22 protein-coding genes and 1 pseudogene are annotated in these 23,495 nt (G+C 62.6%); 11 read left to right on the forward strand and 12 right to left on the reverse strand.

Annotated elements, in window-relative coordinates:
• The first annotated feature begins 100 nt into the window (after nucleotides 1–100).
• Entirely contained in the window at nucleotides 101–1,327 is a 1,227-nt protein-coding gene (locus AC1DYW_RS12555; protein ID WP_477226327.1) for an anion transporter, read from the forward strand.
• Nucleotides 1,328–1,422: 95 nt separating this feature from the next.
• On the opposite strand, the gene AC1DYW_RS12560 is transcribed toward AC1DYW_RS12555, so the two are convergent.
• On the reverse strand, nucleotides 1,423–2,010 hold the full coding sequence (locus AC1DYW_RS12560; RefSeq protein WP_457152940.1) for a TetR/AcrR family transcriptional regulator: 588 nt from the start codon (nucleotides 2,008–2,010) through the stop codon (nucleotides 1,423–1,425).
• Nucleotides 2,011–2,097: 87 nt separating this feature from the next.
• Between AC1DYW_RS12560 and AC1DYW_RS12565 the strand changes: the two genes are divergently transcribed.
• A complete protein-coding gene (locus tag AC1DYW_RS12565; RefSeq protein WP_477226328.1) occupies nucleotides 2,098–2,994 on the forward strand; it encodes a crotonase/enoyl-CoA hydratase family protein in 897 nt (298 codons plus the stop codon).
• Here the strand turns inward: AC1DYW_RS12565 and AC1DYW_RS12570 are convergent.
• From AC1DYW_RS12570 to AC1DYW_RS12590, 5 genes are all read right to left on the reverse strand, one after another.
• Nucleotides 2,940–3,248 carry a cupredoxin domain-containing protein gene (locus tag AC1DYW_RS12570; protein WP_477226329.1) on the reverse strand — a complete coding sequence of 103 codons (309 nt, stop codon included), beginning with the start codon at nucleotides 3,246–3,248 and terminating at the stop codon, nucleotides 2,940–2,942. The genes AC1DYW_RS12565 and AC1DYW_RS12570 overlap by 55 nt on opposite strands.
• 11 nt (nucleotides 3,249–3,259) lie before the next feature.
• Nucleotides 3,260–3,784, reverse strand: a complete 525-nt coding sequence (locus tag AC1DYW_RS12575; protein ID WP_477226330.1) for a DUF4142 domain-containing protein — start codon at nucleotides 3,782–3,784, stop codon at nucleotides 3,260–3,262.
• Nucleotides 3,785–3,890: 106 nt separating this feature from the next.
• The gene (locus AC1DYW_RS12580; RefSeq protein WP_477226331.1) at nucleotides 3,891–4,565 is read right to left on the reverse strand and encodes an RNA polymerase sigma factor; all 675 of its coding nucleotides are present in this window, start codon (nucleotides 4,563–4,565) and stop codon (nucleotides 3,891–3,893) included.
• Nucleotides 4,566–4,667: 102 nt separating this feature from the next.
• Entirely contained in the window at nucleotides 4,668–5,753 is a 1,086-nt protein-coding gene (locus AC1DYW_RS12585) for an HPP family protein (protein ID WP_477226332.1), read from the reverse strand.
• A 168-nt stretch (nucleotides 5,754–5,921) separates the two neighbouring features.
• Nucleotides 5,922–7,091 carry a cystathionine beta-lyase gene (locus AC1DYW_RS12590; RefSeq protein ID WP_477226333.1) on the reverse strand — a complete coding sequence of 390 codons (1,170 nt, stop codon included), beginning with the start codon at nucleotides 7,089–7,091 and terminating at the stop codon, nucleotides 5,922–5,924.
• Between the two features lie 326 nt (nucleotides 7,092–7,417).
• Here AC1DYW_RS12590 and AC1DYW_RS12595 point away from each other — a divergent pair, with 326 nt between their 5' ends.
• From AC1DYW_RS12595 to AC1DYW_RS12625, 7 genes are all read left to right on the forward strand, one after another.
• On the forward strand, nucleotides 7,418–8,053 hold the full coding sequence (locus AC1DYW_RS12595; protein WP_095086166.1) for a DUF1326 domain-containing protein: 636 nt from the start codon (nucleotides 7,418–7,420) through the stop codon (nucleotides 8,051–8,053).
• A 9-nt stretch (nucleotides 8,054–8,062) separates the two neighbouring features.
• Nucleotides 8,063–8,953, forward strand: a complete 891-nt coding sequence (locus AC1DYW_RS12600) for a DUF2182 domain-containing protein (protein ID WP_477226334.1) — start codon at nucleotides 8,063–8,065, stop codon at nucleotides 8,951–8,953.
• Between the two features lie 426 nt (nucleotides 8,954–9,379).
• Nucleotides 9,380–10,408 carry an amino acid ABC transporter substrate-binding protein gene (locus AC1DYW_RS12605; RefSeq protein ID WP_095086162.1) on the forward strand — a complete coding sequence of 343 codons (1,029 nt, stop codon included), beginning with the start codon at nucleotides 9,380–9,382 and terminating at the stop codon, nucleotides 10,406–10,408.
• A gap of 62 nt (nucleotides 10,409–10,470) precedes the next feature.
• Nucleotides 10,471–11,658 carry an amino acid ABC transporter permease gene (locus tag AC1DYW_RS12610; protein ID WP_477226335.1) on the forward strand — a complete coding sequence of 396 codons (1,188 nt, stop codon included), beginning with the start codon at nucleotides 10,471–10,473 and terminating at the stop codon, nucleotides 11,656–11,658.
• Between the two features lie 4 nt (nucleotides 11,659–11,662).
• The gene (locus AC1DYW_RS12615) at nucleotides 11,663–12,820 is read left to right on the forward strand and encodes an amino acid ABC transporter permease (protein ID WP_477226336.1); all 1,158 of its coding nucleotides are present in this window, start codon (nucleotides 11,663–11,665) and stop codon (nucleotides 12,818–12,820) included.
• Between the two features lie 79 nt (nucleotides 12,821–12,899).
• Nucleotides 12,900–13,649 carry an amino acid ABC transporter ATP-binding protein gene (locus AC1DYW_RS12620; RefSeq protein WP_184872215.1) on the forward strand — a complete coding sequence of 250 codons (750 nt, stop codon included), beginning with the start codon at nucleotides 12,900–12,902 and terminating at the stop codon, nucleotides 13,647–13,649.
• Nucleotides 13,650–13,764: 115 nt separating this feature from the next.
• Nucleotides 13,765–14,433, forward strand: coding sequence for a TIGR02117 family protein (locus AC1DYW_RS12625; RefSeq protein ID WP_477226337.1), 669 nt, complete (start codon nucleotides 13,765–13,767; stop codon nucleotides 14,431–14,433).
• A gap of 40 nt (nucleotides 14,434–14,473) precedes the next feature.
• Here the strand turns inward: AC1DYW_RS12625 and AC1DYW_RS12630 are convergent, their stop codons facing one another.
• A complete protein-coding gene (locus AC1DYW_RS12630) occupies nucleotides 14,474–15,712 on the reverse strand; it encodes an FAD-dependent monooxygenase (RefSeq protein ID WP_477226338.1) in 1,239 nt (412 codons plus the stop codon).
• 19 nt (nucleotides 15,713–15,731) lie between these two features.
• On the reverse strand, nucleotides 15,732–15,977 hold the full coding sequence (locus AC1DYW_RS12635; protein WP_095086137.1) for a zinc-finger domain-containing protein: 246 nt from the start codon (nucleotides 15,975–15,977) through the stop codon (nucleotides 15,732–15,734).
• Nucleotides 15,978–16,217: 240 nt separating this feature from the next.
• Between AC1DYW_RS12635 and AC1DYW_RS12640 the strand changes: the two genes are divergently transcribed.
• Together AC1DYW_RS12640 and ppx are read left to right on the forward strand one after the other, a co-directional pair.
• Complete coding sequence (locus tag AC1DYW_RS12640; protein ID WP_477226339.1) at nucleotides 16,218–18,419, forward strand: RNA degradosome polyphosphate kinase; 2,202 nt, start codon at nucleotides 16,218–16,220, stop codon at nucleotides 18,417–18,419.
• The gene (gene ppx / locus AC1DYW_RS12645; RefSeq protein ID WP_477226340.1) at nucleotides 18,419–19,954 is read left to right on the forward strand and encodes an exopolyphosphatase; all 1,536 of its coding nucleotides are present in this window, start codon (nucleotides 18,419–18,421) and stop codon (nucleotides 19,952–19,954) included. Before AC1DYW_RS12640 ends, ppx begins: the two co-directional genes overlap by 1 nt.
• A 21-nt stretch (nucleotides 19,955–19,975) precedes the next feature.
• Here the strand turns inward: ppx and AC1DYW_RS12650 are convergent, their stop codons facing one another.
• From AC1DYW_RS12650 to AC1DYW_RS12665, 4 genes and pseudogenes are all read right to left on the reverse strand, one after another.
• Nucleotides 19,976–20,380, reverse strand: coding sequence for a DoxX family protein (locus AC1DYW_RS12650; protein WP_477226341.1), 405 nt, complete (start codon nucleotides 20,378–20,380; stop codon nucleotides 19,976–19,978).
• 181 nt (nucleotides 20,381–20,561) lie between these two features.
• Nucleotides 20,562–20,981 (reverse strand): DoxX family protein, encoded by a 420-nt coding sequence (locus AC1DYW_RS12655; protein WP_477226342.1) that lies wholly within the window; start codon nucleotides 20,979–20,981, stop codon nucleotides 20,562–20,564.
• A 182-nt stretch (nucleotides 20,982–21,163) separates the two neighbouring features.
• Nucleotides 21,164–22,561: a class II fumarate hydratase gene (gene fumC / locus AC1DYW_RS12660; protein ID WP_477226343.1), complete on the reverse strand. Its 1,398-nt coding sequence runs from the start codon at nucleotides 22,559–22,561 to the stop codon at nucleotides 21,164–21,166.
• A 127-nt stretch (nucleotides 22,562–22,688) separates the two neighbouring features.
• A pseudogene (locus AC1DYW_RS12665) lies at nucleotides 22,689–23,447 on the reverse strand (SDR family NAD(P)-dependent oxidoreductase).
• Between the last annotated feature and the right edge of the window lie 48 nt (nucleotides 23,448–23,495).

Here is a 23,495-nt window from a genome sequence, read left to right on the forward strand (position 1 = left end):
TTTGCGGACACCCTCGGCATCGCGCTAAAGCTGGCATGCAAACGAACCATCGGGCGGACGGGCAGCGGCGCGCCATAGACTGAGCAGGGACTTCTTACCGATGACATTGATGGGCGCGGCGGCACTGCTGATCCTGATCCTGACTTACGCTGGTGTCGCCATTGGCCGCATCCCGGGCCTGCGCCTCGACCGGGCAGGGATCGCGCTGCTCGGCGGGGCCGCGATGATCGCCGTCGGCGCGCTGAGCATGGAAGATGCCTACCGCGCGATCAATTTCGACACCATCACGCTGCTGCTCGGCATGATGATCGTGGTGGCGCATCTGAAGGTTTCCGGCGCCTTTCGCGGTCTTGGCGCCGTCGCCATCGAGCATGCACACGCGCCTTTCATGCTCCTGGTCATGGTGACGCTGCTGACCGGCGTGCTGTCGGCCTTCCTGGTCAACGATGCCATCTGCCTGGTCATGGCGCCGATCGTGGTCCACGTCACCCGCGTCATCAAGCGCAACCCCATCCCCTATCTGATCGCCACCGCCACCGCGTCGAATTGCGGCAGCGTCGCCACCATCACCGGCAATCCGCAAAACATGGTGATCGGCGCGCTGTCGGGCATTTCCTATCCTGCCTTCTCAGCGGCCCTTGCTCCGGTCGCCCTGTTTGGCCTGGTCGCGGTCATTGTCATCATACGCATCGTCTACAGGGCCGAATTCGCCCGCACGGCCCAATTGACCCCAGAAGTCTCGCGTGGCCGCATGCACAAGGGACAGGTGCTGAAGGCGGTGGTGGTCTGCATCGGATTGGCCATCGCCTTCTTCGCCGGCGTGCCCGTCGCCAAGGCGGCACTCATTGGCGGTGCCATCCTCTTGCTCACCCGTGCCATCAAACCGGAACGCATCTACCGCGAGATCGACGGGCCGCTGCTGTTCATGTTCGCCGGTCTGTTCGTGGTCGTTGCCGGCGCGGAAAAGACGCTGCTGACGCCAGACATGATCGCCTCGGCAAAGAACCTTGGGCTGGACGATGTCTGGCGCCTGTCCGGCTTCACCGCGGTGCTCTCCAACATCATGAGCAATGTCCCGGCCGTGCTGGCGCTGCGGCCCTTCATACCCGGCCTTGAAAATCCCGAACGTGCCTGGCTGGTGGTCGCCATGAGCTCGACGCTAGCCGGCAACTTCACGCTGCTCGGTTCGGTCGCCAACCTGATTGTCGCCGAGCAGGCAAGGACCGCCGGCACGCAGTTGTCGTTCGGCGCTTTCTTCAAGGTCGGCTTGCCGCTGACATTGATAACGCTGGTGGTCGGCACGGCATGGCTGGCGTTTGGATTCTAATGCATGTCGCCCAAAAGTGGCCCGGTTTTGGGAGAACGTGCATCAAAACAAAGACCTAAGGCGCGTTGCCTGAATCCGTTAAAACGCGACGCGCTTTAGACCTGGTCGCTTGCAATTCGAGCCCGGACAAGCGTCGCCGCGGCGCGGCCTGCTGCCTCGATGTAATCGGGATTGCGGTGGATCAGCATGATCGAAAAGCAGCCATCTATCAGCAGCACGATCTCGCGTGCCAAGGCTTGCGGCTCCTCGACGCCCCGGACGGACAACGCACCGGCCAGCCACGTCTCAAAATTTGACTTATGCCGCGACCCGACCTTGATCGCCGGATGTCCAGGCATCGAGGCGAGTTCCGCCGCCGTGCGCAGGAAGCCGCATCCTTTCCATTTCGGATGGTGGGCGGCCTTCGCCAGATTGGCGAAGATCGCCTCGACCTTGCGATCCGCTCCGCCTTCGGCGGCATCGAACCAGCCGGCCATCCGCTTCAGATTGGGTTGGTCGCGGCCATCGAGATAGGCGGCGATCAGGTCGTCCTTGCTCTTGAAGTGATAATAAAGCGTCCGCTTGGTGAGCCCGGCTTCCTCGGCAACGGCATCGACGCTGACGCGGCCGATTCCTTCCGCGTAAAACAGTCTTGTTGCGGCATCGACAATGCGTTTGCGGGTGGGGCTTTGCGCTTCAGGCATTCGCTTATGTATACCGACTAGTGAATATACACAAGCGACGAATGGCGTAACCTTCCCAGCCATGGGTACGCTGGAGAAGGAAGCCAAATGACCGATCTTGTCCTCAACGAAACCAGGGATGGGATTGCCATCCTCACCCTCAACCGGCCGGAGAAGCTCAACGCGTTGAACTATGCCTTGGTCGATCGCCTGCTCGCGGTCCTCGACGACATTGAAGTCGATGCCGGCGTTCGGGCGGTCATTCTTACCGGAGCAGGGGAGCGGGCGTTTTCGGCGGGTGGCGACATCCACGAATTCTCGGCCAGTGTGGCGCTTGGCGTCGATGTCGCGATGCGTGACTTTGTGATGCGCGGGCAGCGGCTGACGGCAAGGCTGGAAGCATTCCGCAAACCCGTCATCGCCGCCGTCAACGGCATTGCCTTTGGCGGCGGTTGCGAAATCACCGAGGCCGTGCCGCTGGCCATCGCCAGCGAACGCGCCCTGTTCGCCAAGCCGGAAATCAGCCTTGCTATGCCGCCGACCTTTGGCGGAACGCAGCGCCTGCCCAGGCTCGCCGGGCGCAAGCGGGCGCTCGACCTTCTTTTGACCGGCGATTGGTTTCCGCCGCAGCGCGTCCTTGAACTTGGCCTCGTCAACCAGGTGGTGCCGCATGGCGATTTGATGCCGGCCGCAATTGGCCTCGCCAAGCGTATCCTGCGGCACTCCGATCTTGCGATCGCGGGCATCCTCACAGCGGTGGCGCGCGGCCTCGACATGAGCATCGCGGAAGGCCTGCTGGTCGAAGCCGAGCAGTTTGCCCGCATGGCTCCGACAGCCGACCTGCGCGAAGGGCTGGATGCCTGGCTGACGCGTCGCGAGCCCCGCTATGACGGCTCATGGACGCACATCGCGCGGCCTGACGAGGCCAGGCGGGCCTCGTTGGCACTGGATCAGGGCGCCACCACCAAACGGCCTTTCATGTTGGGGTGGAAACGGCAGAAATAATCGACCGTCTCTGCCTTCTGAAGGGTGAGGCTCGCGGACTTTTTCGGCGGGATCGTCACCTCCCAGCCGCCCTTGACGGTCGCCGTGTGGGCGAACACGTCCTTGTTCACCCACTCGATCGTGTCTCCGACCTTGGCCTCGACAGTGGCTGGTGAGAACACCAGCTTGTCGATGGTGACCTGGATGGTTTCAGCCTGTGCCGGAACGATGCCGATGGCCAGCGTCAGCGCGATCCATAGATGGCGTTTCGACATGCTGCCTGTCCTTACTTCAGCATGCCGGCGACATGTTCGGCGTGCTGCTCATGGCCCTGGAAGATCTTCAGGCCGGTCTCCAGCAGGCTCTTCAGTTCGGTATTGCTGGCCGACGGGATGAGCAGCGTTTCGAGAGCGCCGTTGACCTGCTTGTGGTAGGCGACCTCGTTGTCGACATAGGCCTTGTCGAAGGCGGCACCCTCGAGCTTGGCAAGCTTGGCCCTTTCTTCGGCGGCCGCCTTGCTCAGCGCCTGGCTGGTGGCATTGTCTTCCGGCGTCACCTTGAGCTTCTTGACCAGGTCGAGCGCCTGCACGTTCACGGCTTCGTGGTCGCGCACCATGTCGTTGGCGAAGTCGACGACGTCCTTGTTTTTCGATTTCTCGATCGCCAGCTTGGCGGCTTCAACGTCGATGACCCCGGCCGTGTAGGCGATGTGGGCGATCTGTGGGTCGGTGGGTTTGTCGGCCGCTTGCGCGAACGGGGCAGTGCCAAGCAGCAGCATGGCGGCCAGGGCAGCGGTGTGTCGGATAGGCATGGCATCTCCTTCGCCCGGAGCGGAAATCGCGCCGGTCAGTGGTTTCTCGGTTGACGGTCATTGGATGCCGGGCAGCGGCAAACGTTCCCAAGGAATCGGCGAAAGGTCAGCTTTCCAGGCCGAGCCGCCGCATCACGGCGCTGGTCAGCCTTTCGCAACGTCGGCCGGCGAAGGGGAACGCATCGAGCAGCACCGGCCCGATCTGGTCGTCCAGTGCCTTGCGTACCAGGGTGCGGGCGCGGTGCAGCCTTGTCTTGACGGTTTGTGGCCGGACGCCAAGGAGATCGGCGGTCTCTTCAATGCTCAGCCCCTCGATCACCCGCGCCACGAACACAGTCCGGTAGACATCGGGAAGGCTGTCGGTGGCCCGTTCGACCAGCTGGAGGATCTGCCGTTGCGCCATCGTCCGTTCCGGATCGTCGCTGGGGTTGAGGGGGAACCGGATGATCTCGGCTTGCGGATTTTCCGGCATTGCCACCGTCCTGCGTCTTTTGCGCAGTCGGCCGAGCGCCTCGTTGATGACGATGCGCGACAACCATGTGGCAAGCGAGGAGTCGCCGCGAAACGCGTCGAGATGGGCGAAGGCCCTGACATAGGCCTCCTGCACGATGTCCTCGGCCTCGCTGTCATTGCGCACCACGCCGCGGGCGATGCGGTAGAGCCGCTGGTTGTGCATCTTGATGATGGTGCGGAAAGCGTCGCCCTCGCGCGCCAAGGCGCGGCGCACGAGCTGCATGTCGCCTGAAGCGACAGAAGGCATGGCCGTCAAGACAGTAGGCATGGCCAGTTCCTCAACCCAATCCCGGACCGAAACCCGATTGAGAGATTGGATGGCATTGCCGGCAAAAGGTTCCCGGCCATTTTTTGCCGGGTCCGGCGGCGGCTACCGTACCGCTTCCGGCGAGGACTTGTCAGCAGCCTGCAGACGCGCCGTGGCCGCCAGCAGATCGGTCTGTGTGATCAGCCCGAGAACGCGCGTGTCGTCGTCGACGACGATGACCGCATGACTGCGGCCGTCGGTGAGTATGGGCAGCAGACCCATGGCGGCGAAACCGGCGGCGGCTGTCGCTGCGGGTGATATCACAGATCCGACTGTTCCCGAGGCCAACGCCAGTTCCCGCAATCCCACGGTGCCTGCCAGTCTTGCCTCTGCGTTGACGACCGGCAAGGTACGGATGTTGTGGTCAAGCAGCAATTGGCGCGCGGCGCCGGCAGGCGTGTGTTCGTCGACCGAGATCACATCGCGCGACATGATATCCTCACACAACAGGCCCTTGTGCGCGCGCACAATCGCCTGCAATTCGACTTGCCGCAGCAGCCGGTCGAGATCATTGCGATCGATATCGAACGTCTCGTCGAGCGCGCCAAGCGCGGCATCGATGTCTTCGGGCTGGAAGCCGACGCGCAACTGCGCCGGCGGATCGACGGTGCCATGGCTGTTCGTCGGGGGAATTGGCACGTGCGGGTAATTGCGACGGGCCAGCTTGTGGAAGCCGTAGCCCAGCGCCACCAGCAGAAGCGAGTTCAATGCCACCGGCACGAATGGAAACAGGAAGCCGGCGCTGATGACGGCAGGCCCTCCCAACACTGCCGTCAGGGCAGCCGCCCCGCCCGGCGGATGCAGGCAGCGCGTGAACGACATGGCGGCGATGGCAAGCGCCACCGCGACGCCGGTGGCAAGGGCGGTTTCGTGGATGAAATGCGCCACGATCACGCCGACCAGTGCCGATATCGTGTTGCCGCCGATGATCGACCATGGCTGCGCCAACGGGCTGGCCGGCACCGCGAACAGGAGTACGGCCGAGGCTCCCATCGGCGCCACCAGCAGCGGCACGTGCGGGCCGTTGCCGAGCACCAGACCGCCGATCGCGCCGGTCAGTGCAATGCCGATCGTCGCGCCGATGCAGGCGATGATGCGCTCGCGCAGCGTCGCGCCGGCAAGAATCGGAACAAAAAGGCGAAAGGCCATGGGAGTCGGAAACTCTGCCGGTATGCCAGAGGGAAGTCGAAACCAGATGATCGCACCGCAATGACGCGGCATCGTCGGATTTGAAAGCCAAATTGATCCGCAAAGGCGCGGCTTTGAGAAATAGAATTCCGGGATTTGCCGAATCAGTCTGGCTGGTGCCCCGATCGCTCAGGCAGAAGCCGCGGCGGTCAGGCCGCGCAGAATGTCGGCCTTCAGGTCGTCGACATCCTCGAGGCCGATTTGGAGGCGGATCAACGGGCCTTCATACGGGCCCTTTGCGACAACGCGGTCGGCGAGCCAGACCGGCACCGCAAGGCTCTCATAGCCGCCCCAGGAATAGCCGAGGCCGAAGATCTGCAGCGCGTCGAGAAAGGCGTGCTGCTGCTTCTGGCCGCCGCCGGCAAGCACGATGGAAAAGATGCCGCTCGAGCCGGAGAAGTCGCGCTTCCACAGGCCGTGGTCCGGATGACTGGGAAGGGCAGGGTGGAGCACGCGCGCCACGCCCTTCTGGCCCTCGAGCCAGGAGGCGATGGCGAGCGCGCTGCGCTGATGGTGCTCGAGGCGCACGCCCATCGTGCGCAGGCCGCGCAGCACTTGGTAGACATCGTCGGGCCCGGCGCAGCAGCCAAGCGTGCAGAAGCTTTCGTAAAGATGCTTCCAGCAGCCTTCGTTGGCCGAGACCGTGCCAAGCAGCACGTCGGAATGGCCCGCCGGATATTTCGTCGCCGCGTGGATCGAGATGTCGACGCCGTGGTCGAGCGGGCGGAAATACAGCGGCGTCGCCCAGGTATTGTCCATCATGACGATGGCGCCTGCGGCGTGAGCCGCCTTGACGATGGCCGGGATGTCTTGCAGCTCGAACGTGTTGGACGCTGGCGATTCCGTGAACACCACCTTGGTGTTGGGCTTGATCAACGCCGCGATGCCGGCGCCGACATCGGGGGCGTAGTACTCGACCTCGATGCCCAGTCGCTTCAGCATAGTGTCGGCGAAGTTGCGCGTCGGGTGATAGACGGAATCGACGATCAGCAGATGGTCGCCCGCCGAGACGAAGGCGAGCAGCGGTACGGTCACCGCCGCAAGGCCCGATGGCACCACGATCGTGCCGGCCGACCCCTCCAGTGCATCTATGGCATGGGCAAGGGCATCGGTCGTTGGCGTGCCACGCGTGCCATAAGTGTATTTCTGGCTGCGTGCAGCCATCGACGCCGCGTCGGGATAAAGAACGGTCGAGGCGTGCACCACCGGTGGATTGACGAAACCGAAATAGTCATGCGGGTTGTTGCCCGAATGGGTAAGCCGCGTGTTGATACCCAGTCGGTCGCCGTCTTTCGCCATTCTTCTTCGCCTTGTTCGACAAGGCGCTAGCCATAGTGCGACCGCTTTGGCCGTGCAACCGGCCTGCACCCGCCAGGCAACCGACTTCGGATGTACCAAGTCGTGTCTGGTCAAGGGGCGCACAGTCTTGCCCGGTCCGAACGCATTGCGCTCTTGGCCGTTCGGCTATTGAGGACGGCCGGGAAAGATATATGTTTGATTCCTAATATTTTCCCGGACTGCCTCGATCAGATGCTGCCGGATGATCCTTCCCGGTTGACCTCCTGATCCCCTGCGATCCGGGCATCGCTTGCAGAGCAGTGAATGCAGCCAAGGGGAGGAATGCCATGACGAACGTCAAGTGGATGATCAAGGCGCGCGAGTTCGTCAACTGCAACTGCGCCTATGGCTGCCCCTGCCAGTTCAACGCCTTGCCGACGAATGGATTCTGCCGCGCGGTGGTCGGCGTGGAAATCGAGAGCGGCTATCACGGCGACACCAAGCTGGATGGCTTGCGCTTTGCCGGTGTCTTCCGCTGGCCCGGCGCAATTCACCACGGCAGGGGTGAGGCGGCAGTGGTCATTGACGAGCGGGCGACCGAGGCGCAGCGCGGAGCGCTGCTTCGCATTCTCAGCGGTGAGGACACCGAACCCGGCGCGACCATATTCCAGGTCTTTTCGACCACATTGGAGACGGTCCACGATCCGATCTTCGCGGCAATAGACTTCGAAGTCGACATCGATGCCCGAGCCGCTCGCCTGCACGTGCCGGGCGTAACCTCGGGCCGCGGCGAGCCGATCAAGAATCCCGTCACCGGTGCGGAGCATCGGGCGCGCATCGACCTCACGCATGGTTTCGAATATTCGCTTGCCGAGGTCGGGCGTGGCTGGACCAAGGCGACCGGCCCGATCAAGTTCGAACTGGCGGACTCGCACAGCCATTTCGCCAATTTGCACCTCTCGCAAAGCGGCATCGTGCATTGAGCTGATCCAATGAGCGACACGGCTCTTGAGGCGGTGCTGCGGCGCGACCGCACAGTCGTGACGGCCGCCCTCGTCATCATAGCCGTGCTCGCATGGGTCTATGTGATGTGGCTCGCGGCCGACATGACCATGCAGAATGCTGCCGCCCCGAGCGCCGCAGTTGGCGATATGGCCGGCATGGACATGTCAGGCACCGATGCGGGCAATATGGATATGCCGGGCATGGATAAGGGTGGCATGGACATGGGCGCCACGATGGCGCCCGGCTTCCGCGCCTGGGCGCCAGCTGATTTCGCTTTCATCTTCGCCATGTGGGCCGTGATGATGGTTGGCATGATGACGCCGTCGGTGGCGCCGATGGTGCTGCTTTATGCCGGGGTCGGTCGCAAGGCGCGTGCGGGTGGGCGGCCCATCGCATCGACTGCATGGTTTTTCACCGGCTATCTGCTCGTCTGGGTTGCCTTCAGCGTGGTCGCGACCGGCGCGCAATGGCTGCTGGCCAGTCAGGCCTTGCTGAGCCCGTTGATGGCAACCAACAGTACGGTTCTCGGCGGCCTCGTCCTGATCGCGGCCGGCCTCTATCAATGGACGCCGATGAAGGGCGTCTGCCTGCAGCAATGCCAGGCACCGATCGCATTTCTGGCCAGTCATGGCGGGTTCCGCTCCGATCCGCTTGGTGCGCTTCGATTCGGGATCGTTCATGGCGCCTATTGCCTCGGCTGTTGCTGGGCGCTGATGGCGCTCCTGTTCGTCGGCGGCGTCATGAACGTGTTGTGGATCGCCGTGCTCGCCATCCTCATTCTCCTGGAAAAAACCGTCCCGACCGGGCAGTTGATCCCGCGCATCTCGGGCACGCTGATGGCGGCAATCGGCGCCTGGCTGCTCGTCCAAGCATCCTGAGCTGCGCTCCTCCCGTTTCCGGCGGCAATGCCATGCGACCGGGTTGCTCGTCATGCATTTAGTCTTTGGGTACGCCAATTCATTCCGGGATATTGGTGGCGCTTAGTAAATCGGCGGGACAGATTTTGCTGGCACAGTCCGGATCCGCGGGCGACCCGACTTTGCCGATTTTGTTTGCGCGGCTTGCTAATTTTCGGACGCTCTTGGCTGCAATTCAGGCATTTGCGGCCGTTGGTTTTCAAACTCTTTGGAATTCGGTCATTTTCCTTGACCTCACCGGAATTATCGCCTTCGATGCCATTCGTGAATGGGAGGCGGCGCGTCGGTTGCGATGCGGGGTTCCGGGTATGGGCCGGAATGGGAGCTGCGTTCACACGGGAAAAGATCAGGGTTTGCCTGAAAAACAGAGAAAAGGGTCTGTGGGTCATGAAACATATTGCTATCAGCATTCTTGGCGCCGCCACGCTTGGGTTGATGGCGTCAGCCGCCTCGGCAACGACGCTCGACACAGTCAAGGCGAAAGGCTTCATCCAGTGCGGTGTCTCGACCGGCCTGGCTGGCTTCTCGGCGCCGGACGACAAGGGTGACTGGCAAGGTATCGACGCGGATTTCTGCCGCGCAGTCGCGGCCGCCGTCTTTGGTGACGGCACCAAGGTCAAGTTCACGCCGCTCAGCGCCAAGGAGCGGTTCACCGCGTTGCAGTCCGGCGAGGTCGACATCCTGTCGCGCAACACCACCTGGACCATCAATCGCGACACCGCGCTTGGCCTGAACTTCGTCGGCACCACCTACTATGACGGCCAGGGCTTCATGATCAACGCCAAGAAACTGCCCGGCGTCAATTCCGCGCTGCAGCTTTCCGGTGCCGCCGTCTGCGTACAGAGCGGCACGACCACCGAGCTCAATCTCGCCGACTATTTCAAGGCCAACAAGATGGAGTACAACCCGGTCGTCTTCGAGAAGCTGGAAGAGGTCAACGCCGCCTATGATGCCGGCCGTTGCGACGTCTACACCACCGATCAGTCGGGTCTTTATGGTATTCGCCTGACGCTGGGCGCGCCGGCCGACCACGTCGTGCTGCCCGAGATCATATCGAAAGAGCCGCTCGGACCGGCCGTGCGCCAGGGCGACGACCAGTGGTACCACATCGTCAAGTGGACCTATTTCGCGCTGCTCGACGCCGAGGAGCTCGGCATCACCAAGGCCAATGTCGACGAAATGAAGAACTCCGCCAGCCCGGAGATCAAGCGCGTGCTCGGCCAGGAAGCCGATACCAAGATTGGCACCGATCTTGGCGTCTCAAATGACTGGGTCGTCAACATCGTCAAGGCCACCGGCAACTACGGCGAAATGTTCGACCGCAATGTCGGCTCGGGGAGCCCGCTCAAGATCGCCCGCGGCATCAACGCGCTATGGACCAAGGGCGGCCTGCAATACGCTCCGCCGATCCGCTGATCGAAATGTGATCCGGAAGGCAGATCGTCTGCCTTCCGGTTTCTCTTTCAGGGGACGGTCGAATGGCATCGCAGGAAGTTCTTCGCGAGGAGCCAAGTCGCGCTTCTCTCATAAATGATCCAAAAGTCCGCAGCATTTTCTATCAATGCCTGGTCGTCGCCTTGCTGGTGTCTGGTGTCTGGTGGATCGTTCACAACACCATCGTGAACCTGACGAACCTGCATATTGCCTCCGGCTTCGCCTTTCTGAGAGGCCGCGCCGGCTTCGACATTTCCGATACGGCGATCGCCTATACGTCGGACTCCACCTATGGCCGGGCCATCATCGTCGGCTTGATCAACACGCTGATCGTCGCGTTTGTCGGCATCATCACCGCCACCATCATTGGTTTCGTTGTCGGCATTGGTCGGCTGTCGCAGAACTGGCTGATCCAGAAGATCTGCACCGTCTATGTCGAGGTGTTCCGCAACATTCCGCCGCTGCTGGTCATCTTCTTCTGGTATTCCGGCGTGCTGGCCGTGCTGCCGGCGCCGCGCGATAGCATCAACCTGCCGTTCGGATCCTTCCTCAACCAGCGCGGCTTCTATTTTCCGCGCGCCGTGTGGGGCGACGGCTCTTGGCTGATCCCGGTGGGGCTGCTTGTCGGCATCGCCATGGCGTGGTTCGTCGCGCGCAAGGCGCACCAGCGGCAGATGGCGACAGGCCAGCAATTCCCGGTGTTCTGGACGTCGCTGGCGCTGATCATCGGGCTTCCGCTGCTCGCTTATGTGCTGAGCGGCTTCCCAGTAACCTTTGATTTTCCGAAGCAATCGACTTTCAACCTGACTGGCGGCTTCGTCGTCAAGCCGGAATTCCTGTCACTCTATCTAGCGCTGTCCTTCTATACCGCCGCCTTCATCGCCGAGATCGTGCGCGCCGGCATTCGCGGTGTTGCCAAGGGCCAGAGCGAGGCCTCGTCAGCCCTTGGCCTGCGTGCCGGCCAGGCGTTGCGGCTGGTGGTTGTGCCGCAGGCCATGCGCATCGTCATTCCGCCGCTGGCCAGCCAGTATCTCAATCTGACCAAGAATTCCTCACTCGCCATCGCCATCGGCTATCCCGACCTGACGGCAACCACCGGCACGGTGCTCAACCAGACCGGCCAGGCGGTCGAATGCGTGGTCATCATGATGGTGATCTATCTGGCCATCAGCCTTCTGACCTCGCTATTCATGAACTGGTTCAACGCCAAAATGGCGCTGGTGGAGAGGTAAGGACATGCAAGAACATGATATGTCCTGGGTTCGCACCGAAATGGCACTGGCGCAGCCGGCGCCGGCCGGCGTCACAGGCTTCAGCGCCTGGGTGCGCAAGAACCTGATTGCGTCGACGGGCGACACCATTTTGACCATCATCGGTTTCGCGCTGGTGGTGATGATCCTGCCGCAGATCATCAACTGGGCCTTCATCAACGCCGTGTGGACGGGACCTAACCGGACCGTGTGCGCCACGGTGGCGCAGGGCGGTATCCAGCCGGATGGCTGGTCCGGCGCCTGCTGGGCCTTCGTCAACGCCAAGTTCGGCCAGATCATGTTCGGCACCTATCCGGTCGAGGAGCGCTGGCGGCCGATTCTGGTTGGCATATTGCTGGTCGTGCTCATGGTGCCGATGTTGATGCCAAGCGTGCCGCGCAAGGGTCTCAACGCCCTGCTGCTGATCGTCGGTCTCCCGATTGTGTCGTTCTTCCTGCTGGTCGGTGGCGCGTTCGGTCTGGAACATGTCGAAACGGCGCGCTGGGGCGGCTTGCTGGTGACGCTGTCGCTGTCTTTCGTGGCCATCGTCGTGTCGTTGCCGCTTGGCATCGTGCTGGCGCTTGGCCGTCGCTCCAAGATGCCGATCGTAAAGATGCTGTGCGTCATGTTCATCGAAGCCGTACGCGGCATTCCGCTGATCACGGTTCTGTTCATGGCCAGCGTCATGCTGCCGCTGTTCCTGCCGCCGGGCGTCACCTTCGACAAGTACCTGCGTGCGCTGATCGGCGTGTCGCTGTTTGCGGCCGCTTATATGGCTGAAGTGGTGCGCGGCGGCCTGCAGGCGATCCCCAAGGGTCAGTATGAAGGCGCCGATTCGCTTGGCCTTGGCTATTGGCAGAAGATGTATTTCATCGTCATGCCGCAGGCACTGAAGCTGGTCATCCCTGGCATCGTCAACACCTTCATCGGCATGTTCAAAGACACCAGCCTGGTCACGATCATTTCGATGTTCGACCTGCTCGGCATCGTCAAGCAGAACTTCTCCGACGCCAACTGGGCGACGGCGCAGACCGCCAAGTCGGGTCTGATCTTCGCCGCCTTTGTCTTCTGGCTGTTCTGCTTCGGCATGTCGCGCTATTCAATGTACACTGAACGCCGACTCGACACCGGCCACAAACGCTAAACAAAAAGAACAAGGGGATCCTGTCATGACAACCGAAAATGCTGTCAGCGCGGAAGAGATCAAGGTCAACGCCGCCAAGATGCACATCTCCGACACCGATGTCGCCATCGACATCGTCGCCATGCACAAATGGTATGGTGAGTTCCATGTGCTGAAGGACATCAACCTGAGAGTGATGCGCGGCGAGCGCATCGTCATCTGCGGCCCGTCGGGCTCCGGCAAATCGACGATGATCCGCTGCATCAACCGTCTGGAAGAGCACCAGAAGGGCAAGATCATCGTCGACGGCAAGGAACTGACCAACGATCTGAAGAAGATCGACGAGGTGCGCCGCGAGGTCGGCATGGTGTTCCAGCACTTCAACCTGTTCCCGCATCTGACCATCCTGGAGAACTGCACGCTGGCGCCGATCTGGGTGCGCAAGACACCGAAGAAGCAGGCTGAGGAAATCGCCATGCATTTCCTCAAGCGCGTCAAGATCCCGGAACAGGCCAACAAATATCCGGGCCAGCTGTCCGGTGGCCAGCAGCAGCGCGTGGCGATCGCCCGTTCGCTGTGCATGAACCCGCGCATAATGCTGTTCGACGAGCCGACCTCGGCGCTCGATCCGGAAATGATCAAGGAAGTTCTGGAGACGATGGTCGGCCTTGCAGAGGAAGGCATGACCATGCTGTGCGTCACCCACGAAATGGGCTTTGCCCGCAAGGTCGCCAACCGCGTGATCTTCATGGACCAGGGCCAGATCGTCGAGCAGAACACGCCGGCCGAGTTCTTCGATCATCCGCGCCATGAGCGCACAAAACTGTTCCTGTCGCAGATCCTGCACTAGGCCTTCGATAACCAGGAAGAGCCCGGCTGAAACAGTGCCGGGCTTTTTTGCGTATGGATGAGCAGGATGCGGGCGGTTCGTGCCGCGCCGGGGTGCGTTTGCAAGGCCGCCATTCATGAAAAAGCTGCGACGTTTTCTAGGCCTGCCGTTGATCGTCGTTGCGTTCGCTGTGACGCTGGGCACTCTCGTGCCGCGGCCGCTGTGGCCGCCGGCCGCCGCCAATCCCGCCAACACGCGCCATATCCTGGTGCTGAACAACCCGATCCACACCGACATCGCCATCCCGGTCGACGACAGGGTGCGCCAGCGGTTCCATTTCCTGGTCGACGCCGGCATCCCAGCCGATGGTCCGGAAGTTCGCTACTTCGTCTTCGGCTGGGGTGGTCGCGCCTTCTACCTGGAGACGCCGACATGGTCCGAGCTCAAGGCCATCCCGGTGATGAAGGCACTGACCCTCGACGCGTCGGTCATGCATGTCGACGTTGCTGGCGCCATAGTCGAACCGCATCCGGATGTCGCCGGCTTCGACATCGGCGAGGAGCGTTTTGCGGCACTGCTCGATTTCATCGATGCGAGTTTCCAACGGGGGCCGCAAGGGCCGCTTCTTGTTCCGGGCGCGGCCTATTCCAGCTTCGACCGCTTCTATGAAGCCAACGGCCATTTCAACGCGTTGGTCGGCTGCAACACCTGGACGGCGGCAGCCTTGCGTACCGCCGGCTTGCGCACCGGCTGGTGGAATCCGCTGCCGGCTTCGCTCGGCCTGTCGATGCGGCTTTACAATTAACTCCGTTCTATGGGCCGGCATTCGGCCTATGCCCCAGCTTTCAGCGCCGGATGATTTTCTGCGGCTGCCAGCCATAAAGCCAGTCCAGATCGGCGGCGAGTTTTTCAGACGAGCGCATTTTCAGGAACAGATTGCGTGCGATGGAGACTGGACCCGCGGCATGCCAGGCGAGGCGGTTGAGGGCGCCACGACGGGCGACCCTGGCGACGCGCGGCCGTCGCAGGTTCTCCCAGATTTGAAGACCTTGTGCCGGATCGCCGGGCAAGTCCGCAACGACATCCGCAAGTGCGGCCGCATCTTCGATCGCCATGGCGGCACCTTGCGCCGCGAACGGCGTCATCGCATGCGCCGCATCGCCGATCAGCGCGATGCGGTCGTTCGTCCAAGGCTGCTTACTCTCGACCGTATGGATCGGCCACGCCGTCCACCCGCCGGCTTCCTCGATCAGACGGGCAAGTGCTGCTGCCGTACCGCGCATGGCACCGGTCAAGATCCTGGTGTCGGCGTTCCCGGACCAGCCCTCGGCAATGCGTTCGCCTTTGGTGAAAGCGACAAGATTGAAGGCAGCACCTTTGCTGACGGGATAGGCGACCATGTGGAAGCCGGGATGCAGGAAGGTCGTGACGCAATCGGTGGCGCCGATCTCGGCGAAGGCTTTTCCGGCAGCGCTGTCGGCGGGAATGGTGGCACGCCAGGCCAGTTCGCCCGAAAAGTGACTTCTTGGCGAGGCCGCTCCCCTGGTTGTGTCGACAAGCCCGCGCACCGATGACCAGACGCCATCGGCGCCGACCAGCAGCAAGCCCTCGGCCTCGATGGTCTCGCCGTCCATCTCGGCAGCCACTGTGACACCATGGCTGCCTTTGGCAACGCCGCTGACATGTGCGCCGGGAGAAAGAACGATGTTCGGCATCTCGGCAACGCGCGCAGTCAGTGCGCTCTGCAAGTCAGCCCTGTGAGCAACGAGATAGGGTGCCTGCCAGCGGGCTTCGGCGGCTTGTCCCAGCGGCACGCGTGCCAGTTCGCGCAACGTCGCGGCGTCCTTCAACACCACCGCTTCCGGCCGCACCGCTGCCGGCAGCAGCCGGTCGAGCGCGCCAAGCTGGCGAAGAATGCCTGTTGCGTTGGGAGAAAGCTGGATGCCGGCGCCTGCGGCTTCCAGGCGCTGCGCCTGTTCGAACACCTGCACGCGGTAGCCGCGTTCGGCGAACGCCAGCGCGGCGGTCAGCCCGGCGACACCCGCCCCGGCGATGACGATTTGCCGGGACCGCGTGTTGTCCATCGGGCTTGCCGCGAAGGAATCAGGCGGCCTGGTCGATGTAGATACAGCCGGCCGGCAGCGTTTCTGTCGCCTTCAGCTTGGACGAATAGCGGTAGAGCGTCGAGCAATAGGGGCAGACCTTTTCGTTGTCGTCGCCCATGTCGAGAAACACATGCGGGTGGTCGAAAGGCGGGTTGGCGCCCGTGCACATGAATTCCTTGACGCCGATGTCGATCGCCGGGTGGCCCGCATCGTTCTGGAAATGGGGAATGGAACCGCCTGCCATCGTCGTCGTCTCCTTAACGCAGTCTCTTCTGCATCTGGATCATAACCGGTCTCTTTGCAAGTTCGATGAAATCAAACTGTCGCAAAAGCCTGTCAGAGGATAAGTTAAGCCGGTTAAGGCAATGCCCCCCGAAAACGGAATCGGGTTACGGAGAGGGTCAGGCCTCGCTTCTGGGCACCTGCGGCGCATCCGGGAAGGTTGCGTCGCTCGGCGGCGGAGCGTGAGGGAAGAGCAGGAAAAATGAACGAACTGAAGCCGGTGCAGAGCGAATTCGTGAATGTCGAGGTGGCTCGCCCGGAGGGCGGCAACCCGGATCGCTTTGTCAACCGGGAGTTTTCCTGGCTGCAGTTCAACCGGCGCGTTCTCGAGGAGTCGCTGAACCTCAATCATCCGCTGCTGGAGCGCGTCCGTTTCCTGTCGATCTCGGCGGCCAACCTCGACGAGTTTTTCATGGTCCGCGTCGCTGGTCTTGCCGGCCAGGTGCGCGAGGGCATCACGCTGAAGAGCCCTGACGGCCGCACCCCCGAACAGCAGCTCGAGCAGCTGCTGCGGGAGGTCGAACGGCTGCAGGAAGACCAGCAGAAGAGCCTTTCGGCACTCATCGTGCTGCTCAATAAGGAAGGCATCGAGAGCATCACCCGTGATGCACTGACCAAGGACGAAAAGATCTGGCTGGAAGACCATTTCCAGGAGCAGGTGTTTCCGGTGCTGACGCCGCTGTCGATCGACCCGGCGCATCCGTTCCCGTTCATCCCCAATCTCGGTTTCTCGATGGCGCTGCAATTGCGCCACCGCAAGAACGGCGAAGAGATGAGCGCGCTTCTGCGCCTCCCTGTGGCGCTGAAGCGCTTCATCCGTTTGCCGGACCGCAAGCACCATGTCCGCTTCATCCCGCTGGAAGAGGCAGTCGGCCTCTATATCGGCAAGCTGTTCCCAGGCTATGAGGTCAAGGGCTCCGGCACGTTCCGCATCATCCGCGACAGTGATATCGAGGTCGAGGAGGAATCCGAGGATCTGGTGCGCCTGTTCGAGACGGCGCTGAAGCGCCGCCGCCGCGGGTCGGTGATCCGCATCGAATTCGACGTCTTGATGCCGGCGGAACTGCGCGAATTCGTTGCCGGCGAGCTAGGCGTATCGTCGAGCCGCATCAGCGTTCTGACCGGTCCGCTGGCGCTCAGCCAGATTTCCGAGATCGTCGCCGTCCCGCGCGACGACCTCAAGTTCACGCCCTACAATCCGCGCTTTCCCGAGCGCATCCGCGAGCACGGCGGCGACTGCTTCGCCGCTATCCGCGAGAAGGACATCGTCGTCCATCACCCCTACGAATCCTTCGATGTGGTGGTGCAGTTCCTGCGCCAGGCGATGGCCGATCCGGAAGTGGTGGCGATCAAGCAGACGCTTTACCGCACTTCCAACGACAGCCCGATCGTGCGCGCGCTGGTCGATGCGGCCGAGGCCGGCAAGTCGGTGACCGCGCTGGTCGAGCTCAAGGCGCGTTTCGACGAGGAAGCCAACATCCGCTGGGCGCGCGACCTGGAGCGCGCCGGTGTGCAGGTCGTGTTCGGCTTCCTTGAGCTGAAAACCCATGCGAAAATGTCGCTGGTGGTGCGGCGCGAAGACGGCAAGCTGCGCAACTATGTCCATCTCGGCACCGGCAACTACCATCCGGTCACCGCGCGCATCTACACCGATCTGTCTTTCTTCACCACCGATCCGACGATTGCCCGCGATGTCGCCCAGCTCTTCAATTTCATCACCGGCTATGCCGAGCCGACGGATGAGATGCGGTTGGCGATCTCGCCGTTCACGCTGAGAAGCCGCATCTTGAAGCATATTGCCGACGAGATTGCTCATGCGGTGGAGGGGAGGCCAGCGCGCATCTGGATGAAGATGAACGCGCTTGTCGATCCGATCATCATCGATGCGCTCTATGACGCCAGCCGTGCCGGCGTCGAGATCGACCTCGTTGTGCGCGGCATCTGCTGCCTGCGCCCGCAGGTGCCGGGCCTGTCGGAAAATATCAGGGTCAAGTCGATCGTCGGCCGTTTTCTGGAACACAGCCGCATCTATTGCTTCGGCAATGGTCATGGGCTGCCATCGGACGAGGCGATCGTCTACATCTCGTCGGCCGACCTCATGCCGCGCAATCTCGACCGCCGAGTCGAGACCATGGTGCCGATCACCAATCCAACTGTGCATGAACAGATCCTGGGCCAGATCATGCTGGGCAACATCATGGACAATCAGCAAAGTTTCGACGTATTGGCTGATGGAACCTCCCGGCGCGTCGTGCTGGAGGAGGGCGAGGAACCGTTCAACGCGCAGGAATATTTCATGACCAATCCGAGCCTGTCGGGACGGGGTGACGCGCTGAAGTCGCACGCGCCCAAGCGCATCGCGCAGTTCAAGCGCCGCAAGAAGAACGCTGCAGCGTCCACCTGATGCTGTCTGATTCCCAGGGGCGGTTGCAGGACCGCCGACCGCTATCCATCATCGACATCGGGTCGAATTCGATCCGCCTCGTCGTCTATGAGGGGCTGGCGCGCTCGCCGACCATGCTTTTCAACGAAAAGATGCTGGCCGGCCTCGGCCGCGGCATCGTTTCCACCGGCAAGCTCGACCCCGAGGCGGTGACGCGCTCGATGGAAGAGTTCCGCCGCTTTCGCGCGCTCTCCGACCAGGCCGGCGCCGAGCACATGTACGTGCTGGCCACCGCCGCCGCGCGCGAGGCGATCAACGGTCCCGATTTCATCCACCGTGCCGAGGATGTGCTCAAGACCGAGATCCGGGTGATCAGTGGCCGCCAGGAAGCCTATTATTCGGCGCTCGGCGTCATTTCGGGCTTCCATCCGGCCAATGGCATCGCCGGCGATCTGGGTGGCGGCAGCCTCGAACTGGTCGACGTCAACGGCGAGGCGATCGGCGACGGCATAACGCTGCCGCTTGGCGGCTTGCGCCTGCAGGACATGGCGAAGAACTCGCTGACCCAGGCGGCCAAGATCACGCGTGACGAACTGTCGAGGGCCAGGCTGTTGAAAGGCGGGCAGGGCAGGCCCTTCTACGCGGTCGGCGGCACCTGGCGAAATCTCGCCCGGCTGCACATGGAAATGACAAATTATCCGCTCGGTGTCATGCACCATTACGAGATCAGCGCCGACAGTGCGACGAACTTCCTCAAGCAGGTGGCCAAAGCCGAGATCGAGAAGGTCAAGGGCATCGAAGGCGTTTCGAAGAACCGCCGTTCGCTGCTGCCTTATGGCGCCATCGTGCTGCAGGAGATCATGGCGGCGATGCAGCCGTCGAAGGTCATCGTGTCGGCGCTCGGCGTGCGCGAGGGCTTTCTCTATTCGCTGCTCGATGAGGCCGAGCAGAAGGCCGATCCATTGATTTCGGCGTCGGAGGAACTCGCCCGGCTGCGCTCACGCTCCGTCACTCATGCGCATGAACTTGTCGACTGGACCGCCAGGACCTTTGCCGCCTTCGGCATCGACGAGACCGAGGACGAGGCGCGCTATCGCCACGCCGCCGCATTGCTAGCCGATATCGGCTGGCGCGCGCATCCCGAATATCGCGGCAAGCAGTCGCTCAACATTATCGCGCACGCGTCCTTCTTCGGCGTCGACCATCCCGGCCGTGCCTTCCTGGCACTGGCCAACGCCTATCGTCACGACGGCATCTTCAACGAGGCCATCGCACCCGAGATCAAGGCGCTGGCTTCGCCGCGTTACCTGGAGCGGGCACGCGTGCTGGCGGCGATGATGCGCGTCGTCTACCTGCTCACGGCATCGATGCCTGGCATCATGCCCCGGCTGAAATGGGAACAGCGCGGCAACGGCGTGCTGGCTCTGGTGCTGCCTGCATCTCTGGCCGACCTCTATGGCGAACGGCCGGCTGGCCGCTTGGCGCAACTGGCAAGGATCACCAACCGTCGGCTGGTGCTGGCCGTCGAGGGCGGCCCAAGCGTTTCGGTGAAATAGAGCGTATACGTCAAATAGGCCTTACGCCGAACCACGCCCGTCGGCCGACCAGGCACCCGCGCCGGCCATCGCCAGCGCCAGGAAGCCGCCTGATATGGCGATGTCCTTCATCAGCATCTGCGAATGCAGGAAGGCAAGCATCGCGTCGTCGCCGCCCTGGCCGTAATGGCCGATGAAACCAGCGACAATGCAGAAGGCGGCGAGCAGCAGCGCCGTGATCCGGGTCTGGAAACCGGCCAGGATGAGCAGCCCGGCGATCAGTTCGAACAAGCCGGTGCCCCAGGCGGCGAGCGTCGGCAGCGGCAGGCCGAGGCTGGCGAAATAGCCTGTCGTGCCGACAATGTCGGAAAGCGCGTGGAAGCCGGAGGGTACGAACAAGGCGGCAAGCAGCAGCCGGGAAAGCAGAAGCAGTGCATTACGAGGCATGCTTGTCATCTCCGTCGTCAGTCCGGCCGGCTGGTCCTGTTGCGCATCTGAAGGTCGATCCTACCAGCAATGCGGGCGTAAATCCCGGCTGGCAAATCGGGACATGGACTTGTGCACCGACAACGAAAAAGCGGCGCGGAAAATTCCGCGCCGCTTTTGTTTTTCGTGTTCTGGCTGTGGATCAGCCGCGCTTGGCATCAACCGAGTAGGCGCCGGCACCCGAGGTGGCCAGCACGATGAAGCCGCCGGCAATCCCCAGATTCTTGAGGAAGTTGATCATCTGCATCTGATCGGCCCAGCCGGTGTGGGCGACCAGCGCGGTGGCGACGGTGAAGATAGCGAGCACCCAGGCGGCAATCCGGGTCTGGAAGCCGACAAGTATGGCGGCGCCGCCGACAAGCTCGATCAGGCCGACGATGATGGCCGTCGCGGTCGGTACGGGCAGGCCGAGGCTGCCGAAATAACCGGCTGTGCCGGCGATCGCGGTGAGCTTGCCGAAACCTGAAAGCAGGAAGATGGCGGCAAGCAGGACGCGACCGAGGAGGATGGTGGCTGAGGCATTGGAAGCGCCGGAACCGGCGACTGAAGTGTTGATGGACATGGTGGCTCTCTCTGGGAAGGGTTCAATGCAACCCAGATAGAGCAAGCTGACTGTTCACCAAAGCCGCCAGACTGGCGACACATTGTTCACAGTACTTACGTTTCCGTGAGCGGGCGGCTTACGCAAAATTCGCGTCGAGTGAGGTCGCGACGCGAGTAATTTTTTTCCCGTCGCCAAATCTCTTACCCCGGGTGCGTCATGTCCTCCGGCCGCACCAGCCGGTCGTAGTCGGCTTCGCTGACCAGCCCGGTGGCCAGCGCTTCCTCGCGCAAGGTGGTGCCCTTCTTGTGCGCGGTCTTGGCGATCTTGGCGGCATTGTCGTAGCCGATGGTCGGCGCCAGTGCCGTCACCAGCATCAGCGAGCGGTCGAGTGCCGCCTTGATGTTGTCTTCGCGCGCCTCGATCCCGACGACGCAATTGTCGGTGAAGGAGACCGAAGCGTCGCAGAGCAACTGCACCGACTGCAGGAAGTTGTAGGCCATCAGCGGATTATAGACGTTGAGCTCGAAATGGCCCTGGCTGCCGGCGAAGGTGAGCGCGGCATTGTTGCCGAACACCTGCACGCAGACCTGGGTCATTGCCTCGCACTGGGTCGGATTGACCTTGCCCGGCATGATCGACGAGCCCGGCTCGTTCTCCGGCAGCGACAGTTCGCCGAGGCCCGAACGCGGGCCGGAACCGAGGAAGCGGATGTCGTTGGCGATCTTGAACAGGGCGGCGGCGCAGGCGTTGATCGCGCCGTGCGAGAACACCATGGAATCGTGGGCTGCCAGCGCCTCGAACTTGTTCGGCGCGGTGACGAAGGCGATGCCGGTGATGGCGGCGATGCGGTCCGCTACCCTCTCGGCGAAACCGACGGGCGCATTGAGCCCGGTGCCGACGGCGGTGCCGCCCTGCGCCAACTCCTGCAGGCCGGGCAGCGTCAGCTCGATGCGCTTGATCGACGAAGCGACCTGCGCGGCATAGCCCGAAAATTCCTGGCCGAGGGTGAGGGGGGTTGCATCCTGCGTGTGCGTGCGGCCGATCTTGATGATGTGGGCGAAAGCCCGGCTCTTGGCGTCCAGCGCCTTGTGCAGGTGCTTCAGGGCCGGCAGCAAATCGTGCACGATGCGCTCGGCGCAAGCGATGTGCATGGCCGTCGGATAGGTGTCGTTCGACGACTGGCTCATGTTGACGTGGTCGTTGGGATGCACGGGCTTCTTCGAGCCCATGACGCCGCCCAGCATCTCGATCGCCCGGTTGGAGATCACTTCGTTGGCGTTCATGTTGGACTGCGTGCCCGAGCCGGTCTGCCAGACGACCAGTGGGAAATGGTCGTTGAGCTTGCCGTCGATAACCTCTTGCGTTGCCTCGACGATGACCTTGCCGATCGCCGGATCGAGCCGCTTCAGTTCCATGTTGGCTTCCGCCGCGGCCCGCTTGACGATGCCGAGCGCGCGCACGATCGACGCCGGCTGCTTCTCCCAACCTATCTTGAAATTCGCGAGCGAACGCTGGGCCTGGGCCCCCCAATAACGATCGGCGGCGACTTCGATGGGGCCGAACGTGTCGGTTTCGGTTCTGGTCTTTGCAGCGGTCACGGGTCTCTCCTTGTCGAAGTCGGCAACGGCGTATCGCGTTGCACAAACGGCTTCAAGCGGAGATTGCGGGCAGGACGGATGCAAATCGGTTGAAGCGCTTGCCCCCTCGATGGGAGAGCCGGGACGCTTACCCGGCCGTGTAGCCGCCGTCGATCGCAAAGACGCCGCCGCTGGTCCAGGCGGCCTCGTCGCTGGCGAGATAGACCGTGATGCCGGCCAGATCGTCGGGGCGGCCGATGCGGCCAAGGGGATAGCTCCGCTCGACATAGGCCGTCAGCTCCGCCTTTGCCTCGGCCGGCAGGTAGTCGACCGTGCTGCGCCGCATGGCGGTGTCGACCGTGCCGGGCGCGATGGCATTGACGCGGATGCCGCGCGGCCCGAGTTCGAAGGCCAGCGATTTGGTCAGCGAGTTCACCGCGCCCTTCGACAGGGAATAGAGGCTCGACGGCCGCTTCGGGATCATCTTGTTGGCGAAATAGGACGAGATGTTGATCACCGACGCGCCTGCTGCCAGATGCGGCAGCAGAGCCTAGGTGAGGAAGAACACCGCCGTTACATTGAGCGCGAAGGATTGCTGGAACTGTTCCTTGCTGACGGTCTCGAACGGCACCAAGAAAGCCACCCCGGCATTGTTGACGAGGATATCGAGCGGCCGACCGGAATGTTTCACCTACCCGGCCACCCCTTCGATGCCGACGCTGGTGGCAAGATCGGCCGACAGCGTCTCGACATTGCCGCCGACGTGCTTGGCCGCGGCGTCGAGCTTTTTGGTGTCACGGCCGACGATCAGGACGTCCGCACCTTCACGCGAAAAGGCCTCGGCGATCGCAAGGCCGATACCGTCCGATCCGCCGGTAACCAGCGCGCGCTTGTCGTGAAGTCTCATTCTACGCTCCGAGGCAGCTTGGCCATCGAGAGCACCGCATATAAGCGG

The sequence above is a fragment of the Mesorhizobium sp. P2_D5 genome, assembly GCF_056404355.1.

Excerpts from the sequence above, each read along its gene's own strand:
- AC1DYW_RS12650 (WP_477226341.1), bottom strand. The coding sequence starts at position 20,380 with ATGCCTCGTAATGCACTGCTTCTGCTTTCCCGGCTGCTGCTTGCCGCC.
- AC1DYW_RS12615 (WP_477226336.1), top strand. The coding sequence starts at position 11,663 with ATGCAAGAACATGATATGTCCTGGGTTCGCACCGAAATGGCACTGGCG.
- AC1DYW_RS12575 (WP_477226330.1), bottom strand. The coding sequence starts at position 3,784 with ATGCCTATCCGACACACCGCTGCCCTGGCCGCCATGCTGCTGCTTGGC.
- AC1DYW_RS12585 (WP_477226332.1), bottom strand. The coding sequence starts at position 5,753 with ATGGCCTTTCGCCTTTTTGTTCCGATTCTTGCCGGCGCGACGCTGCGC.
- ppx (WP_477226340.1), top strand. The coding sequence starts at position 18,419 with ATGCTGTCTGATTCCCAGGGGCGGTTGCAGGACCGCCGACCGCTATCC.
- AC1DYW_RS12620 (WP_184872215.1), top strand. The coding sequence starts at position 12,900 with ATGCACATCTCCGACACCGATGTCGCCATCGACATCGTCGCCATGCAC.
- AC1DYW_RS12640 (WP_477226339.1), top strand. The coding sequence starts at position 16,218 with ATGAACGAACTGAAGCCGGTGCAGAGCGAATTCGTGAATGTCGAGGTG.
- AC1DYW_RS12555 (WP_477226327.1), top strand. The coding sequence starts at position 101 with ATGACATTGATGGGCGCGGCGGCACTGCTGATCCTGATCCTGACTTAC.
- AC1DYW_RS12565 (WP_477226328.1), top strand. The coding sequence starts at position 2,098 with ATGACCGATCTTGTCCTCAACGAAACCAGGGATGGGATTGCCATCCTC.
- AC1DYW_RS12570 (WP_477226329.1), bottom strand. The coding sequence starts at position 3,248 with ATGTCGAAACGCCATCTATGGATCGCGCTGACGCTGGCCATCGGCATC.
- AC1DYW_RS12560 (WP_457152940.1), bottom strand. The coding sequence starts at position 2,010 with ATGCCTGAAGCGCAAAGCCCCACCCGCAAACGCATTGTCGATGCCGCA.
- AC1DYW_RS12610 (WP_477226335.1), top strand. The coding sequence starts at position 10,471 with ATGGCATCGCAGGAAGTTCTTCGCGAGGAGCCAAGTCGCGCTTCTCTC.
- AC1DYW_RS12605 (WP_095086162.1), top strand. The coding sequence starts at position 9,380 with ATGAAACATATTGCTATCAGCATTCTTGGCGCCGCCACGCTTGGGTTG.
- AC1DYW_RS12625 (WP_477226337.1), top strand. The coding sequence starts at position 13,765 with ATGAAAAAGCTGCGACGTTTTCTAGGCCTGCCGTTGATCGTCGTTGCG.
- AC1DYW_RS12580 (WP_477226331.1), bottom strand. The coding sequence starts at position 4,565 with ATGCCTACTGTCTTGACGGCCATGCCTTCTGTCGCTTCAGGCGACATG.
- AC1DYW_RS12590 (WP_477226333.1), bottom strand. The coding sequence starts at position 7,091 with ATGGCGAAAGACGGCGACCGACTGGGTATCAACACGCGGCTTACCCAT.
- AC1DYW_RS12635 (WP_095086137.1), bottom strand. The coding sequence starts at position 15,977 with ATGGCAGGCGGTTCCATTCCCCATTTCCAGAACGATGCGGGCCACCCG.
- AC1DYW_RS12655 (WP_477226342.1), bottom strand. The coding sequence starts at position 20,981 with ATGTCCATCAACACTTCAGTCGCCGGTTCCGGCGCTTCCAATGCCTCA.
- AC1DYW_RS12630 (WP_477226338.1), bottom strand. The coding sequence starts at position 15,712 with ATGGACAACACGCGGTCCCGGCAAATCGTCATCGCCGGGGCGGGTGTC.
- AC1DYW_RS12600 (WP_477226334.1), top strand. The coding sequence starts at position 8,063 with ATGAGCGACACGGCTCTTGAGGCGGTGCTGCGGCGCGACCGCACAGTC.
- AC1DYW_RS12595 (WP_095086166.1), top strand. The coding sequence starts at position 7,418 with ATGACGAACGTCAAGTGGATGATCAAGGCGCGCGAGTTCGTCAACTGC.